Source organism: Bifidobacterium sp. B4081 (assembly GCF_026537335.1).
Classification (GTDB): domain Bacteria; phylum Actinomycetota; class Actinomycetes; order Actinomycetales; family Bifidobacteriaceae; genus Bombiscardovia.
In genome coordinates, this window is the sequence record NZ_JAFNMM010000006.1 from 126,998 (window position 1) to 144,501 (window position 17,504).

The following is a 17,504-nucleotide window of genomic DNA, read 5'->3' on the forward strand; positions in this document are numbered from 1 at the left end:
ATGGTTGGTATGCGGTGGGCAGTGCACAACGGGGAAATGCCGATGCCACCCTCAGCCTTGCTTTGAAGCCCTGTCAGTTCTGCATGGGGAAGGGCCGGCGATTCAGCCGCGGATCAGGGCCAGGGTCAGCATGTCAGGGGTGGGGCACTCATTGCCAGCCTGAATCCTCACCCTGACAGACCGATCGGGCAGGGCATTCAAGACTTGCCCATTCAGGGGGTACCGGTCGAGGACCGTGCCGTGCTCATGTCTCCTGACTGGTTTCCCCAGCTCCAAGCCTTCCGCTCGCAGAGAATAACAAGCTGTGCTGTTCTGGCCGCGCATAGCCACCTCCAACATCCTTGCTTTCCCAGTGGCATCATGGAGCCGGTAGGAGAAGCAGCCGCCAGTCAGGGCGCGACGGGTGTTCGTTCCCTCGATCAGCTCCTGCCGGTCATTCCGACCCTGGTACTCATGGTCGATCTCGGACTGCTGGGATCCGCAGTCCACCTGATCGCAAATCTGACGCTCATGGGCCTGTTCCTGAACATCAATGTCTTTCAGGGCGCGGTGAACGCGGTCTTTGTCCCAATCCTGTGCCCAAGGCAGATAAACCGAGTACCTGGAGGCTTCTATAGAGGTGAAGGGGACCAGCAACAGGCGCGAGTCGATCCACTCGGGGTCCCCTTCCGCCTCCCGGGCTGGTGCGTGCGGTCTGGCGACGGCCACCTCGATGGCGCCGTCGTCCTGGGGGTGGGGCAGAAGGAAGTCCTTGGGCTCTCCCAGGAGCAGGGGCAGGTCGCCAAGCGGGCGCAGAGGACCGGCGGCGATATGACTGGCTCGGGAGTCGTCTGCCTTCAGGCCCTCCAGATCAGCGTCATCGCTGCGGGCAGCCATGACCTTGACACCGCGCAGCAGGCTGATCCAGTCCGAACCGTCAGGCAGGGGCTCGGCAGTCACCCGGACCCGGTGGGCCACCTCCAAAGTTGCTTGTCCAGTCCAGGTCAGGCGCAAATGGTCGAAGCATGGGCTGCTGTTTGAATCGGACCTCGTTGGATCGACGGTCAGCTGGGCCTGCTGTCCTTGCATGACCCGGTACCTGGCATCCTCAAGCCACCAGGGATGACGCAGGTAAAGGTCCACAGTCTGTTGCTCCTCCGGCGGACCTTCCAGGTCCAGGCGGCCCAGGTTGGCTGTTCCGGGGCCGGGAGCATAGGATAGTCCGACGCGCAGTCTGCGGGCGGACCAGTCCAGGACGGCAGGAATGAAGAGGTTGACCACCAGGGACTCGGATTTGCTGCCGGGCTCATTGCCTGGTTGGCGTTCGAAGATCATGCTGTTGTAGCGTGCGTGATTCTCCAGGCCTGTGCCAACGCAGCACCAGAAGGAGCGCTGGGCGCTGGAGTAGACCCGGTAATGCCGTGGACGCATAGGGGTGAAATAGACGAAGCCGTGCTCGTGGATGCCTACTGTGGAGACCAGATGATTGACCAGCACCCGCTCGTAGAAATCCAGGTATCGGGCCTGCCCTGTGCGCCTATAGAGGCTCAGGGCCAGCTTGGCCATGTTGCAGCTGTTGCAGGTCTCCAGGCCTTCCCGGGAGGTGACCACGGCGGAGAAGTCGTCCGGCGGGTTGAAATGCTCCGAGACGGAGTGGGCACCGATGGAGACCGTGCGCCGGTCCACCACCCCATGCCAGAAGGTGTCTACGGCCCTGCGATAGGTTTTCTCGCGGGTGATCTCAAACAGACGCTCGTAACCCAGGACCTTGGGGATCTGCGTGTTGGCATGCAGGCCTGTAAGCCGATCCTTGCCGCCGGCCAGCGGTTCGAAGAAGGCCTGGTCGGTCAGGCGGCGGGCCTGGCGCAGATAGCGTTCTCTCCCGGTCAGCTGGTATAGACGGGCAAAGACATCGTTCAATCCTCCGTATTCACAAGACAGCATGGTTTGGAAATCCTGCTCGGCAATGGCGTCCGCTAGATTGCACCACCAGTCAGCCAGCTGCAGAACCATGTCGTGGGCCATGGCGGAGGCATCTGCTGCTTGGCTGTTGTTTTCAGGGATTTGGAAGGCCTGCCAGCAATCCAATAGACCCGCCATGAGCTTGTGGAGGTTGTAGAGGGGAACCCATGCGCCTTGCAGATCGAATGACTGTGCCTGGATATGGCCTTTTCGCAGGCTTCGGAAGAGCTCGGCGCTGTGGGGCATGCCGCCTAGGAAGCCGTCGCCGGAGGCTCGTTGACATTCACGCAGGACAGTCAACATATAGGTTGCCCTTGCCAGGAAGCGGTGATCGAGCAGAGTCTGCCAGTATGCCGCCAGGCCGGATAGGTAGTGGCCGCCCATATGGCCATCCAGGCCCATGGATTCCCAGTTAGGGTAAGGGCTGTCCTGGTGGGGCAGGCCGGCCTCGCGCCGGTATGGGGCCAGCAGACGGTCAGGATCCAGGCTGAGCAGGTAGTCCGCACCGGCCTGCTGGGCATCAGCATAGGCACTGCCCGGGGCCAGGCAGATCTGGGACGGGGCAAAGGTGAAGCACTCATGCTCCTGCCCATGTTTCCATCGGAGCTGGTTTGTGGGTGATGCGGATCGTACGTGTGTATCGGTCATGACCCCTCCTTGCGGCAAATATCTAGTGGCCGCGCACGACGACCAGCGAAGCAGGGGCCGACTATGCTGCTGGAAGTAATTATAGCGCTTAGCGGGTTGCTACAGTCATGAGGGCACCAGGGACCGTGTCCAGGATCCGCGTAGTTCCTATGAGGACATGAGCGGTTGACCATCAAAGCAGTGGCTGAGACGCTTATTGGAGAATCGGGATGTGCTGGTGGCGGTCGTTGCGGATTGTTGTGGTTGCGGCAGCCATCAGATCCGACGGCCAGAGCGGTTGTCTTTCTTGCGTGGTTCTTATTTCATCAATCCATTCAGGTTGAGGCATTGGTCGAGTTAGAGCAATACAGCCGAACCAGGACGATGGGTCTTGTACGCTTCAGACTGATCTGCATGGATCAAGCCATTTAATGGCTGATGGCCCCTTCTCGCGGAATGGTTGGCGCCAAGACAGCGGCAGAGTCGCATACCCAGCGCAGTGACTGCTTTTCCAGTGAATGGACCATCTTGCCAGAATGCCTCTCATGGGCCAAAGCAGGGATGGTATACGGCGCGAAAGCACTCATACGCGACCCGATCTGCCTGGTTCTTGCATGCGGGGCTCCTGACCCGCCTCGACTTCTCTATCGTGCATTGTCTCTGCAGATCCTATACTTGGACGGCTTCGGCCTTCCGTGGCTGAATTGATGGGCTGATGAGCGATTCCTGGTTTGTCATCAGTTTTTGCGTCTTTGGCGGGTGAGGCGAAGATTAGGACAGATGCAATGCATAAAACAGCAAATGCGAGTTGCTTGAATGTGGAAAAACGGCCAGAGACGAACTCTATCGTTGGCTTTGCCGGGTTGATCAGAGCCTGGACACATCTATCGAGGTTGATGCAGACTTAGGGATCGATGCTGATGGGATAAGATGACACTCTTGCTTTAGGTTGTGATTGGAAGATGGTAGTCGGTGGCTGCGCTTACCTGGTGTGCCTTTTGTTCGTGTTGGAGCTTTGTGTTTGGGTTTTGTGGTCTGTTTTGCCGAAAGCGGGTTGCCTATGCCCGCGCTTTTGGCTTTTAGACTTGGTGATTGTGGATGCCTGACGCGGCAGCGACTGTCAAGGCCGATCGCAATCCCGTTCTCGGCTTTCTCTGCATTAAAGTCGGGCTGGGTTGCTGTTTGCTGGCGGTGTGTGGTTGGTCCGACTGGGGTCTGGTTGTGGTTTGTAGGGTTGTTGGGTGTGGTGGCGGCTCCGTCGTGTTGGGGGTGGCGGGGCCGCCTGTTGGCCTGGGTCCTGTTGGGGGTGTGGCCCGGGCTGCTTACTCGTGTGAAGTGTGTGTTTGGGTTTGTTGTCGTCGGTTTTTGGCTGCTGTGGCGGCTCCTGCGGCGAGCAGTCCTGTGGCGAGCAGGAGGAGCATGCCGTTTCCTCCGGTCAGGGGCAGGCTGGCGATGGACAGGTACCGGTAGGTGTTGCTTGTGTCGGTTTCCTGTGGTATGCCGTCCTGGGTCCAGTCGATGGCTGCGGGGACGGGGCCTGGCGTGTAGGCGGGCGTGGTGGCGTTCCAGGTGCCGTCCGCGTTGGGCGTCAGGTTTTTGCCGGCGGCAAGGCAGGCGCCTTGCTGCCGGGTTTGGTCGAAGCAGATGCTGGTGGCTTGTGGTTTTCCGGGGAAGCCGACCGGTCCTGGCCGGCTGGCCGGCCAGGCTTCAGCGGGCTCGCGCCCCAGCTGGCCGTTGATGTTGCTCCCCCAGGAGTACAGGTTGCCGTCTGAGGCCAGGCCGTAGGACAGGTTGTCCCATCCGGCGCTCACCTGCACCCAGGTCAAGCCGGAAGGCCCGTCTGCCGGCGCCGCCACCTGGACCGGGGTATGCCGCTCAATGGTGGTGCCGTCCCCGATCTGGCCGTAATCGTTGTTGCCCCAGGCGTACAGGCGCCCGGCAGAATCGATGCCAAGAGACGTGCTGTTGTGGACGCTGACCTGCTTCCAGGATTGCCCAGCATAGGAAGGGCGGGCCTGGGCCAGTGTACACACCATAACATTGGCGTCCCCGTTGCCGACGCTGCCGCTGAAGCTGCTGCCCCAGCCGTAGGCGTTGCCGTCGGAGCCGATGGCCAGCGAGCTGTAGTCGCCCATCTGGAACTGTCCCCAGGATGACACGCCCTCTGGTTTGGCCACAGGGACAGGGGTGAGCCTGTCTGGCGTTATTTGCCCGGTGCCCAGCTCGCAAGCCCTGGAGTATCCCCAGCCGTAGAGCTGGTTGTCCGAGCCCAGAGCCAGGGAATGCCAGCCCCAGCCGCTCATCCGCTTCCAGGTGAACCCTGAGGGCGCATGCTCCGGCAAGCTTACCCGGACGGGAGTGTATTGCCGGGTGGTGGTCCCGTTGCCTACATAGCCATGCTCATTGAGGCCCCAGCTGTAGAGCTGGCCGTCGGAGCCCAATGCCAGCGCGTGCAGGCTTCCCGCCTCCACATGCTTCCAGGTGAACCCTGCTGGCGCGTCTTGGGGCTTGTCGACCTTGCCGGGCCGGGGGTCGGCCGGGATGCCGTTGATGGTCTTGCCGCCGATGCTGCGTCCCAGCGTGGCGTTCTCGTTGTCGCCCCAGCTGTAGATATTGCCGTCGGAGCCCAGGCCCAGTGTGAACATGTATCCTGCCGAGGCCTGCACCCAGGTGAACCCGGCTGGCGCGCCTTCGGGCTTCAACGCCCGGACCGGCTCATGCCGGTCGGTGGCGGTGCCGTCGCCCAGTTGGCCGTACTGGTTGCTTCCCCACGCGTACAAGTTGCCGTCCGAGGCGACAGCAGCGATGTTTCCTCTTCCTGCGCTGATTTGGCTGAATCTGATGCCGCGCGGCTTGGGCGGGGTCAGGGTCACCTTGGTGCCTCCGGTCTCGGGTCCTTGGGCGGGGCTGATGGTCCAGTGCTGCGTGTCCGTCCTGGTCCACCGGGCGGTCAGGGTGATGTCATGGGTGACGGGCTGGGTGAAGTCGTAGGCCACATTGTCTTGGAACCAGCCGTCGAACAGGCAGCCGTCGGCTTTCGGGTCCGGCTGGGGGCGTTCCGCCTGCCCGTCCTGGGTGACGGCCTGGCTGGGGGGCATGCCCGTGGGGGCGGGGCAGGAGCTGTCCTTGGAGGTGAAGCCGACCTGGTATTTGGGGGCGATATATGTGTATTGCAGGTGCGCGTCCGGCTGCGGCCCGTTCCTGTTCCAGACGACCCTCACGTCCACGGCCCCCGGGTCATGCGCGGGCGTGGTCGCCTGCCAGGTGCCATCAGGGTTGGCCGTGATCCCCCCCATGGCCTTGGCCTGACCGAACAGGACATCAGTAGGCGTGGTGGCGCCGGGGAAGACGACCATGACCGGCCGGTTCCGGTCGGTGGTGGTGCCGTCGCCCAGCTGGCCGTTGCCGTTGACTCCCCAGGTGTAGAGCTGGCCGTTCGAGCCGATCGCCGCAGAATGGTTGCAGCCTAGGATCGCGTATTTCCAGGTGAACCCGGCGGGCGCTCCTTGGGGCTTGCCGACCGGGATTGGCCTGCTCCTGTTGGTGGTGGTGCCGTCGCCCAGCTGGCTGTGTTCGTTGCTTCCCCAGATGTAGAAGCTGCCGTCCGAGCCTAAAGCCTCGGTATGCCAGTCGCCTAGGCTGATTTGTTTCCAGGTGAATCCGTCGGGGGCTCCTTGGGGCTTGCCGACCAAGGTCGGCGTGTGCCGGTCGGTGGTGGTGCCGTCGCCCAGCTGGGCTCTGTAGTTCTGTCCCCAGGTGTAGAGCTGGCCGTCCGAGCCGATGGCCGCGGAATGCTGCCAGCCTATGCTGACCTGTTTCCAGGTGAATCCGTCGGGGGCTCCTTGGGGCTTGCCGACCAGGACTGGCCTGCTCCTGTCGGTGGTGGTGCCGTCGCCCAGCTGGCCGTACTGGTTGTTCCCCCATGTGTAGAGGCTGCCGTCCGAGCCGAATGCTGCGGTATTCAAGTCTCCTAGGATGAATCGTTTCCAGGTGAATCCTTCTGGCGCGCCTTGGGGCTTGCCGACCGGGATTGGCCTGTTCCGGTTGGTGGTGGTCCCGTCGCCCAGCTGGCCATGGCCGTTGTCTCCCCATGTGTAGAGGTTGCCGTCCGAGCCGAACGCCGCGGAATGGGACCAGCCTACGCTGGCTTGTTTCCAAATGAATCCTTCTGGCGCGCCTTGGGGCTTCTTCACTTGGACTGGCGTGTTCCTGTTGGTGTTGGTGCCGTCGCCCAGCTCGCCGCCGCCGTTGTCTCCCCATGTGTAGAGGCTGCCGTCCGAGGCGAGGGCCGCGGAATGCATGCCGCCCATGCTGAGCTGGCTGAATTTGATGCCGCGCTGTGCTGGCGGGGTGAGGGTGACCTTGGCGCCCCCGGTTATAGGCCCTTGGCTGGGGCTGATGGACCAGTTGTCGTCTCCCTTGGTCCACCGGGCGGTCAGGGCGATGCTGCGGGTGACGGGCTGGTTGAAGTCGTAGGCGACATCGCCTTGGAACCAGCCGTCGAACAGGTACCCGTCCCTGGACGGGTCGGGGCTGGGCCGGCTGGCCTGCCCCCCGTCGGGGATGGTCTGCCCGCCGATGCTGCTGCCGCCGGCCGGGTCGAAGCTGACCGTCCAGGTTTGAGAGGATTGGGCCTGCGGCCGGCTGCCTGTGGTGTCGGGAGCGTCGGGCGCGGCCAGGGGGGAGGATGACGGCAGTGGGGAGGATGTGGTCAGCGGGGATGAAGGGGCTGGCGGGGTGGCGGTCAGCGCGCTGCCAGCGGCGTCGGGCTGCCGGCTATCTGCGCTGGGGGTTTCGGGGTCCTGCTTCCTTGGGTTTTCCAGGGTGGCGTGCGTGGCCGTGCCGGATGGTTTGCCGACGGTGGCATCGGCTGCGGCCAAGCCTCCGGCCAGGAGGCTGGCAGGCAGGATGACGACAAGCAAGATGCCGATGGCCCTGGCCGAGATGTTCGAATGCTGGCGCATGATATGCACAAACCCCTATCCACGCATACGCGGTCATGCTTCCCAGTGCCCCCGCCTCATGTAAAGCCGCAAGCCGCACATGTATTCCCTACAACCAGAAACAACCTTATCACGCTCAGCCTCATCACTTTAAAGCGAAGCATCCCGCTCCCAGCAGCAGGGGCGTCCGTCATACGGCTGCCCTTCACCTTTGGAACATTAACAGGGTAACTTTTTAGGGATTCTTGCGGGCTTGTCTGGTCGATTCCTCATGCTTATGTCGGTTCGTGGAACAGTGAATGCCTGGGGGGTCCGAAGACATTCCGCTTGTGTGGAAAGCACCAGTTGTTGATTTTTGCATCGGTCGGTTACAAGTGTGGCTGATGACATTGATCAGCAAGTGATTCCCTCTTACCTTCAAGTGAGAGAGGCTGGCCTTGGGCAGGATGACTGGCTAAAGTTTTAGTGCCCGCAGGGCAACTGGTCCATATGCCCGCTGTAGTCGTGGTTGACTGCATTGGTATCCCAAGGGTAGGGCAGAGCGGTCTGCGGATATATGTCCGCAAGCAGGTCGTAGCCGATCGGGTCGTATTCGTGCAGCTCATTCCTGGTGTTGAGCGGGCCTCGGACCCCGTCCCAGGTGTCGTCGGCGCTCTCGGCCATGACGTTGAACCACATGGATGTAAGGGTGGCGAAGTACTCTTCGATGTTGCCGATCAGGTAGGTTCGCGGCCAGAGTCCAGCCTCCATTGCATGGCTGTAGGCGGCCTGGATTCGATGGGCCAGACTCTGATCTTCCAGACGGTTGATGCCCAGCAGGTGGATGGCGTGGCCGAATTCATGGGCCAGTATGGACTCGTTAGGGTACCGGGTCTGATGCATGCCCTCAGTGATGCGCTCGATATTGGCTGCGGAGATGGAAGTGACCGGGTCACCGATCATGCCGCCGTACCCTTCCACAGGGCGATCCATAATCTGGGCGCCGCCGCGATGTTCAGGTATGTCATAGACATCCTCATGAGGCCCGTAGATGGCGACCCTGGCCCCAAGGGAGATCATGGTCCGGGCTATCCGCGGCGATGCGGACATCATGGTGTCGATCAGGTCGGCCGCCAACAGCCGGGTGTGGTGCCTGACGTCTTCAGATGACTCGATGGGGATTCCGCAGCGGCAGTTGGTGAACTGCGTATACTGGCAGTGCCAGTTGTTGACCACGATCTCGACTTCCGGATCGGCCTGCTGACCCTGTTGATTGACGATGGCCGCTTCCGCTCGTACGGACAGGCGTCCCAGAACAGTGCGATCCAAGGGGTCTCTGGTAATCAACGTGGACCGTTTCTTGATGGGTTCATAGACATTGAGCAGATTCCACTCCACGTCGGTCCTCTCCATCAGCGGCAGAGGATGGTCGTCCAGGGACAGACGGAAATGCCTGGGATCTGAGGCTCCCTCCACCTCCTGGTCCCAGTAGAGCTCGATGCGTCGAGGATCGATCATCTGGCTGAAAATCATCCGAGGCGGGTTGGTGTGAGGCATGGGGATCTCCCTTCGTTGCAAAATCACCTTGCTGTTTTCATCCTATGAGCGTCGGCCGCGAAATCGGCCTGGCAGAGACCACTGCGTCATTAAAACCCACCTATTGTCCTTATGATCGACCCGGTTGTAGCGCTCAGTGGGAGTTGAAGTGCCTTTGGTGAAAGGTTCTTCGGTAGCGGGTGGGGCTGATGCCGGTGTTGCGTTTGAATACCTTCATGAAGTATTTGTCGTCCTTGTACCCGACGATGGCCCCGATGCCTTCCACTGTGTCGTCGGTCTCCACCAGCAGCGACTTAGCCGCCTCCATGCGGAAGCGTTCGATCTCCTGGGAAATGGTGATGCCGAACTTCTGCCGGTATTTGCGCGATAGGTAGCTTTTGTTGTAGCTGAAGTAGTCGGCGATTTGGCTCAGGCTGATCGGCCCCAGAGCGTGTATGCGGATCCAGTCGCGCACCGGCTGCAGTTCATGAATGTTCATAGACGGGGTGTGCAGAAGCTGCTTGGCCTGCATGGTCACCTCATAAAGCACGCAGGCCAGGATAGCATTCAGATAGTGTTGATCGCCGTGCATCTGGTAGACGTCCAGCAACTGGTTGGTGATGACGGTGATCCGGTCCATGAACAGGTGCTCGCTGTAGGCAGGCAGGAGGATGCTCGAAGCCTCGTCCGCTTCGGGATCATCGCTGTTGCCTCTGACTGGGGTCAAGCCAGGCAGATTGAAATGCATCCAATCGAATCGCAGGCTCTCGGTGATGGCGCGAAATCCTCGATGCTCTAGGTTGGGAGGCACGATCAGGAAGGTGCTCGGACCCACCATGTAGCGCGTGTCGCCAATCTGCAAGGGCAAAATGCCCTGGATGTTGCAGATGATTTCGAAGGTCCTGATGACGCGTCTGCTGTGCTGCCAGCCTGGGTCGCCTATAAAGGTGCCGGCAGACACCAGCTCGGGCTGCGGCTGGCTTTCCTGGTCATAGAACAATGTCATGAAAATCGACCTCTCGTCGGAGAAAATAGGTAAAAAAACCCCACGTATTGTGAATTCTAGGCCACCGGCTATGAGATTCGCCATCACTACCATTGAAGGCAGCATAGGCAGCGGAGCCTAGGCATATGAGAAAGAGACGGAACGACCGTGGCAGACCGAACCATACCAGCGCAGGGGTCGGTGACCCAGACGCCTGTAAAGAATCTATACCTCAAAATCATCCACCTTTTCTATAAATTCACCACTATTCCGGGAGCGATGCAATCATGAAACACACGGAGAGCACCTTGGAAGAGGTCAGGGACGACAAGGGCTTCTTCGGACATCCTCGTGCTATCGGGACCCTGGCTCTGGGCAATTTCTGCAACTCGGCCGCCTGGGGCGCATTCTACGCACTGATGATCTACTACCTCTACACCCCATTCTCCAAGGGGCTGGGGTTCTCCCAGGGGGATGCGGCTCTGATGATCGCGGCCATGGGAGCGGCCAACGGGTTGCTCAATATCGTGGGCAGCTGGCTGTCTGACAGGGTCCTGGGAATGCGTAAGGCGCTGATACTAGGCAATCTTCTCAAGGCCACAGCCTTCTTCATCCTTGCTATACCGCCGACCAGGCAGGTCTTCGGGCAGACCATGGCCTACATCGCCCTGGTGCTGCTGTCCATGCCCATCATGGGGATGTCCAATGCCTCCCTGACCGGGCAGCTCTACCGCAAGGAGGATGCCCGCAGACGCGACGCGGCATTCACCATCCACCAGTTTGCCAACACGGTGGCTGGGATCATCACCCCGGTCGTGGTGGGCCAGATCGGTCTGAGCAACTACCATATCGGCTTCGCTGTGGCCGGGATCTTTGCCCTGCTCTACGGCGCGGCTATCTTCTTCACACAGTATCGGTTCTTTGGACCCCTGGGTGAGGCTCCCATCAAGCCCCTGTCAGCCCAGGAGCGCCAGAAGATACTCAAGGGTCTGGTCATCGGGCTAGTTTTGCTGGCGCTGGTCATCGCCGCCCTGGTCTTGACCAAGCATTTCAACCTGAATGCCATCATCAACGCCGTCACCACCTTCGCTTTCGTAGTACCCATCTGCTTCCTGGTCAACCTGTTCACCAAAAAAGACCTGACCGCCCGTGATCACACCCATCTTCGGGCCTTTCTCTGGTTCTTCTTCGCTCAGATCGTCATGGCCCTGGGCGCCACTCTGTTGACCAGCGCCATCGCCATTTTCCTGGACAAGAAGGTCAACCGGGTGATCTTCGGTATCACCATCGCCCCGGGTTCGCTCCAGGTCATCTACATGGTCATGGATCTGATAGCCGGGCCTATTTTCATCTTCCTGTGGACTAAAACTCGTGTCGGGGCAATCCGGACCACCTATAAGTATGGTATGGGGCTGCTGGTCACGGCTCTGGCTTTCTTCACGCTGACCATACCCTCCCTGATTCTGGGTGGGAGCGGATCATCCGGCTACTCTCTTTGGTGGGTGCTGATTTACTACGCCTTCATGGCCCTGTCCGACCAGCTCGTAGGTCCGATCGGCAGCTCCCTGGTCTCCGGACTCTCTCCTGAGTCCTATGAGACCCAGCTGCAGACGGCATGGAACCAGACCGCGGCCATCGGCAATGCCATTGCCATCATTTTCTTCAAATTCTTCCAGACGGCCGATCAGCAGGTCTATCTTTTCCCCATCGTGGCTGCGGCCCTGGCGACTGTTGCGCTGGTGCTAACCGTCTTCAGCCGTCACATAGAAAGGCAGATGGCAGCATGAGTCAGCAATTCAATATGAGCGGGCCTATTGAGATCAGCCAGGCCAGCGTCGACGACCCCTTCTGGTCAGCCGAGCAGGAGCTGGTCAGAACAGCGGTCCTGCCCTACCAATGGAGGGCTCTCAACGACCAGGTGCCTGGTGCTTCACCCAGCTACTGCATGCACAATTTTCGCGCTGCCGCCGCTCTCAACGAGAGGCTGAATGGGCAGGAGGAAAGTGGAGACTTCCAGCCGCCGACTTACACCAATCAGGGATTCCGCCGCCTGCCGAAGGATCCGGATCATCCCGATCCGGATAAGTTCTATGGTTACGTTTTCCAGGACACCGACTTCTCCAAATGGGTGGAAGCCGTGGGGTACTCCCTGGCGCATCATCCGGATGCCGAACTGGAGCGGCTTGCCGACGGGGCCATAGACATTGTCTGTGCCGCCCAACTGGACAGCGGATACCTGGACACCTACTACATCCTCAACGGGATGAACCGGCACTTCACCAATCTCAAGGATCATCATGAGCTCTACTGCCTGGGCCATTTGATAGAGGGTGCCATCGCCTATTACCAGGGCACGGGCAAGACCAAGCTTTTGCATGCGGCCGAGCGGTTTGCCGACTATGTGGCTGCGACTTTCGGACCGGCCGACGATCAGCTGCACGGCTATCCGGGTCACGAGATTGCCGAGATGGCTCTGATCCGCCTGTATGAGACCACCGGAATCAAGCGGTATCTGGACCTGGCGGTCTACTTCGTCAATCAGCGGGGAACAAGCCCCCTCTACTTCGAGCAGGAGGATCGGCAGAGGGCAGCCTATGAGCATGCCAACTTCACTGTCGACGACAGCAGGCCAGCACCCTATGCCTACTATCAGGCCCATGAACCGGTGGCTCAGCAACGTCAAGCCGTCGGGCATGCGGTCAGGGCCGGGTATCTATATTCGGGAGTTGCCGATGTGGCCAGGCTGACCGAGGACTCTGCACTGAATGAGGCGGTGCATGCCATCTGGCGTGACATTGTTGATAAGAAACTCTACGTCACGGGAGGGGTGGGTGCCGACGCGGATGCCGAATCGCACTCCTATGCCTACGACCTGCCCAACGACACCGGATATTGTGAAACCTGCGCTTCTGTGGCTCTGATCTTCTTCGCCCGTAGAATGCTGCAGCTGGACCCCAGATCGGAATATGCCGACGTGATGGAGCTGGCCCTCTATAACACGGTGCTTGACGGTATGGCCATGGATGGCAAGAGCTTCTTCTATGGCAATCCCCTCGAGGTCAGGCCCCAGACCAAGCTGAACAAGGATCCCCGCTACAGTTACGTGCCCGTCGTGCGTAAACGGTGGTTCGGATGCGCCTGCTGCCCGCCCAACTTGGCCCGCCTGGTCGAATCGGTGCAGAATTACGCTTACACCCTTGCCGAGGATGGGTCCACGTTCTTTGTACACCTCTACATCGGCGGTAGGATCCAGACGGACCTGGGGGAGGGGTCGATCGCTTTGCAGGTGCATTCGGAATTGCCTTGGAAGGGTGTAATCCGCCTAAAGGTTCAGGCTTCCGGTGATGGCTGGACCACCCTGGCTCTCCGTCTGCCTTCCTGGGCTGGCGGCGATGCAGCTGCCGATGCGGTGACGGTCCGCACAGGCCAAGGTTCCTCGGATGTTATCAGCCGACGTGTGGAACAGGGGTACCTCTACCTTTCCGGTCCCTGGAAGAAGGGCGATCGGATCGACATCGACTTCGACATGCCAGTGCGTGCTGTTGCTGCCAATCCTCTGGTCAGCCAGGATGCGGACAAGGTGGCGGTGACCAGGGGACCCATAGTCTACTGCGCCGAGGAAAGGGACAACGGGGCCAACCTGCATCTGCTGCATCTGGACGGCAATGCCTTGTCGGGTGATGCAAGCCGCGTGAGAGTCGAGCCCTTCACTTTTCAGGCCGGGGCATATCTCGACGATTCTAAGGCCGAGGGTCATGTCGATGCGGTCAGCCGCAGCATGGTCAGACTGCGGGCGCCAGCCTGGCGGGAGTCAGCAGACGGGGCTGATACTGCTCCGCTCTACCGTCAATGGCAACCGGTCCGTCGTATGCCGACCACGGCCACCCTGATTCCCTATTTCGCTTGGTCTAACCGTGGCGAAAACGAGATGAGGGTTTTCTTGAACGTGGACTGAAGGCTGCCATCCCTCAAGCATGCTGCGGTTTCTGAGAGCGACGCAGGGCGGCCAGAATCAGCAGAACCTCCAGGGTGCCAACGATCAGCAGCAAGATCAAGGCATGCTGGGAGCCATTGATGGTGCCCAGCCGCCGGTCTGCCACTGCGGCCTGGCCTGCTGCTACGATGGTGGCCGCCAGGCTGCTGCCGATGGCTGCGGCGAACTGCTGGACGGTGTTGAAAATGGCGTTGCCGTCGGCCTGTTGCTCCGAGCTCAGCCGATGCAGACCGTTGGTCATGATGTTGCCGAAGCTCAGCCCGATGCCCAGCATGAAGAAAATATAGAGCACCAGGACGGTTATGGCTGTCAGTCGGCGGGCCGTCAGAGCAAATCCGAGGAGGCCGACAAAGGCAACACAGCTACCGCTGATGATGGGAATGCGCGGGCCTAGCTGATCGTAGAGCCTGCCGGAGAGCGGTGCCAGAACAGCTCCGATCGCCGCACCCGGCAGCAACACCAGTCCGGCCTGCAGAGAGGTGCATCCATCAACCAGCTGCAGGTGGTTGGGCAAGATGAAGGAGAGAGCCAGGGCACAGATCTCGAATAGAATGTAGGCTCCGACATGCAGGGAGAAGCAACTGTCAGTGAACAAGTACACGTCGATGATCGGATAGGCCTGATGCTGGGCGCGGAGGCTGAACGCTGTCAAGGCGACAAGCCCCAGGGCCAGCGTTCCGCCAAACCTCCAGGAGAGCCATCCTGCCGATGCGTTGCTGATGCCGAAGATCAGACCTGCAAACCCTAGAACCATCAGGAACACGTCAAGCGGGCCCAGCCCGGCCGCTTGCCTGTCTGCGGACACAGGAACCGAGGGTATACAGGCCAGGCCGGTCACCAGCGAGATGACCAGTACTGGGATCAGGATGATAAAGACGAAACGCCATCCGATCGTGGTCGCTACCAAACCGCCGAAGGTGGGGCCGACGGCTGGTCCGATAGCTGTAATCAGGGTGCCTACGCCCATCATGGTGCCGATGCGCTTTATCGGGATCTCCTGGAGGATGATGTTGAACATCAGCGGCAGGGCGATACTGGTGCCCAACCCTTGTATGGCCCTTCCCAGCAGCAGGAGCGGGAAGATTGGAGCCAGCGCGTCGATGACCAGTCCGGTCAGGAAGAGCAAGTTAGCGCACAGAAAGAGGGTTCGGCTGCGGAACCGGCGCTTAAGGGCCGCCGAGAGCGGGGTGATGGAGGCAACGACCAAGAGGTAAAGGGTGGTCATCCATTGCACGCTGGAGGTTCCGATGCTGAAATGGCTCATGAGGGCAGGGAAGGTGATATTCATGGCCGTTTCCACGATCACTCCGCAGAAGGACATGATGCCAGTGGCTACTACAGCGCCGATTACCATACGGGGGATCGCTGTACTTTGCTCTTGGGCTGCTTGGGTTGAGCTCATGAGTGAGACTCCTTTCCGGCCTGGGAGGAATCACCGGAATTCAAGGAGATGAAATAGGTCAGCACACGATCGAAGACAGCCAGATCACGCTGGTCGAACTGGCGCTCCATGGCCTTTTGCTGGCTGTCTATATATAGCCGCACGGCTTTCTGCAGGGCCCGGGCCTTTGCGGTCGGAACAATGATGCGTTGACGGCCGTCCCCGGGATCCCGTTTGGCGCCGACCAGTCCGCTGGCCTCCATACGCTGCAGGATTATTGTCGTTGTAGACGGGCGGATGTCGAATTCCATTTCTATGTCCCGTTGGGTGTGGTCCTGGGACTCGCCCAGGAAGTCGATGATGGACATCTGGGTGCCCGTGAGCCCATATCGAGCCGCGTAGGCATCCATGGATCGTGACATGAGGTTGGCTGCCCGTTTGATTCGCTTGCCGTAGTCTTTGCTCAAAGGCCCTCCCTTGGATTGATCGTTAGCTACCTAATGAATAATCACCCAAGTATGGACAAACGTTCATGTCGGGTTGTTAAAGGCAGCAATGAGGTCTTTGGATTCTTCTGCAGGCATCGCAGAAGTCTGCCGCACCCTTGCAGCAAGCAGCGTAGTACTTGTGATCTGACATCTACTTGGGCCAAAGCTATGATGCCGTGTCAGATGGTCCGGGGGAAGTTGTTAATTTTGCCTGACTTGTTTCTGTCGCTGGCTGATGTCGATGACCGAGCCGCGCTGGATCAACTTCGCCGGAATAAGCGTCTTGGTGTTTGTAGGAACGTATTCTCCCTCGCACTGAAGCTTGACCTTGGCGAGGGCTTCGCGCCCGATGGTTTCGAAGTCCATGCGCATGGTAGTCAGACTCAATCTTGGGACCGTTCCGATCAGAGAATCGTCGACACCGATCACGCTGACATCTTCAGGTACTCTTTTGCCGGAGTCTTTGAGGCCCTCAATGGCTCCATAAGCCATCTGGTCGTTGGCTGCATAGATGGCTGTGCAATCAGCTTCATGCGCCAAGGCTCGTCCTGCCTCATACCCGCTGTCTGCTTCCCAATCACCTATATAAGTCGGCGGCACTGGGATGCCGTGAGCCTGAAGAACGTCCCTCCATCCCTTGGCCCGGCTTTCCGCAGCTCGTGAAGTCGAGGGGCCTGAGATGTGGTAAACAGTGCGGTGGCCTTTTTTGAGCAGATATTCGACAGCCGAAGTTGAGCATCCGTATTGATCGGCATCGATAGTGGGGCAATGAGGGGAAGGCTTCTCGGTGATGAGCACGACGGGAAGCTCCTTGCTGGGTCTAAAACGACCAAAATCGCCGACTCTTTGTTCAAGCACCACGATGACGCCGTCCACAGGCAACTGCTTCATCTGCTCTAGGATATCCGCTAAGGTAATTTCCGATGAGTGGTTGACGACGTGGACGGTCGCCGCATATCCGAATTCTGATGCGGCTTCCACAGCGCCGTCCAGGATGCGTGCATTGCCAAATGTGGTGATGTTGAACAGGACGATGCCAATATTGTTGAACCGGCCGTGCTTCAGCGCCCTGGCGGCATAATTCGGTCGGTAGCCCAAGGCTTCCATGGCGTTCAGCACTTTTTGTCTGGTGTTCGGGCGCACAGCTGTGCTGTCATTAACGACTCGCGACACAGTTTGCGGCGATACCTCGGCAAACTGTGCAACGTCCTGTATCGATACCTTTTTCTTCCGTCCCATGCCTACCTGATCCAGCTCATGGGAGCTTGCCGTCCTTAGCGTCGGTTGCTCCTTGGTGGCAGACAATATGTTTGCGACACCATTTTTGTAAACACCATTATATCAGAGATTCAGAGAATATTTGATTCGCAGATACGTGCTATTATGATAACGAAAACATCCGGTGAACGTCCATTGCAGTTCGATATGGTCGGAGCTTGATTGTTTGTGTTGTTGTAGAGCTTCGAGGGAGAAGGTCAGATATGGCTGCTGTTGCTAGCGGCGATGCTACCCGGTCAAGCAGTGCACCCCGGGGCCACGTGAGTTCTCGTTGGCGTGGTTGGTTGTTTATGGGGCCGTTTGCGGTGGTGTTTGTGGTGGTGTTTGTGGTGCCGGTGGTGTATGCGGTGTG

Annotated in this window: 10 protein-coding genes; 3 read left to right on the plus strand and 7 right to left on the minus strand. The window is 59.6% G+C overall.

The features are described from left to right. Positions 1-102 precede the first annotated feature (102 nt). Complete coding sequence (locus J3T92_RS09020; RefSeq protein ID WP_267401188.1) at positions 103-2,589, minus strand: beta-L-arabinofuranosidase domain-containing protein; 2,487 nt, start codon at positions 2,587-2,589, stop codon at positions 103-105. 165 nt (positions 2,590-2,754) lie between these two features. On the opposite strand from J3T92_RS09020, the gene J3T92_RS09025 reads away from it, so the two are divergent. Next, positions 2,755-3,000, plus strand: a complete 246-nt coding sequence (locus J3T92_RS09025; protein WP_267401189.1) for a hypothetical protein — start codon at positions 2,755-2,757, stop codon at positions 2,998-3,000. 890 nt (positions 3,001-3,890) lie between these two features. Here the strand turns inward: J3T92_RS09025 and J3T92_RS09030 are convergent. The 3 genes from J3T92_RS09030 to J3T92_RS09040 all read right to left on the minus strand — a co-directional run bounded on the left by J3T92_RS09030 (position 3,891) and on the right by J3T92_RS09040 (position 10,032). Continuing rightward, on the minus strand, positions 3,891-7,532 hold the full coding sequence (locus J3T92_RS09030) for an InlB B-repeat-containing protein (RefSeq protein ID WP_267401190.1): 3,642 nt from the start codon (positions 7,530-7,532) through the stop codon (positions 3,891-3,893). A gap of 441 nt (positions 7,533-7,973) precedes the next feature. Continuing rightward, positions 7,974-9,047: a hypothetical protein gene (locus J3T92_RS09035; RefSeq protein ID WP_267401191.1), complete on the minus strand. Its 1,074-nt coding sequence runs from the start codon at positions 9,045-9,047 to the stop codon at positions 7,974-7,976. Between the two features lie 133 nt (positions 9,048-9,180). Further along, complete coding sequence (locus J3T92_RS09040) at positions 9,181-10,032, minus strand: helix-turn-helix domain-containing protein (RefSeq protein ID WP_267401192.1); 852 nt, start codon at positions 10,030-10,032, stop codon at positions 9,181-9,183. A 266-nt stretch (positions 10,033-10,298) separates the two neighbouring features. Here J3T92_RS09040 and J3T92_RS09045 point away from each other — a divergent pair, with 266 nt between their 5' ends. Together J3T92_RS09045 and J3T92_RS09050 are read left to right on the plus strand one after the other, a co-directional pair. Further along, positions 10,299-11,798 carry an oligopeptide:H+ symporter gene (locus tag J3T92_RS09045; protein WP_267401193.1) on the plus strand — a complete coding sequence of 500 codons (1,500 nt, stop codon included), beginning with the start codon at positions 10,299-10,301 and terminating at the stop codon, positions 11,796-11,798. Next, a complete protein-coding gene (locus J3T92_RS09050; protein WP_267401194.1) occupies positions 11,795-13,966 on the plus strand; it encodes a glycoside hydrolase family 127 protein in 2,172 nt (723 codons plus the stop codon). Before J3T92_RS09045 ends, J3T92_RS09050 begins: the two co-directional genes overlap by 4 nt. Before the next feature lie 13 nt (positions 13,967-13,979). Here J3T92_RS09050 and J3T92_RS09055 read toward each other — a convergent pair whose 3' ends face one another. The 3 genes from J3T92_RS09055 to J3T92_RS09065 form a co-directional block, all read right to left on the minus strand. Further along, positions 13,980-15,407, minus strand: coding sequence for an MFS transporter (locus J3T92_RS09055; RefSeq protein ID WP_267401195.1), 1,428 nt, complete (start codon positions 15,405-15,407; stop codon positions 13,980-13,982). After that, positions 15,404-15,853, minus strand: a complete 450-nt coding sequence (locus J3T92_RS09060) for a MarR family winged helix-turn-helix transcriptional regulator (protein WP_267401196.1) — start codon at positions 15,851-15,853, stop codon at positions 15,404-15,406. Before J3T92_RS09060 ends, J3T92_RS09055 begins: the two co-directional genes overlap by 4 nt. A gap of 222 nt (positions 15,854-16,075) precedes the next feature. Continuing rightward, positions 16,076-17,113 (minus strand): LacI family DNA-binding transcriptional regulator, encoded by a 1,038-nt coding sequence (locus J3T92_RS09065; RefSeq protein ID WP_267401197.1) that lies wholly within the window; start codon positions 17,111-17,113, stop codon positions 16,076-16,078. Positions 17,114-17,504: the final 391 nt, after the last annotated feature.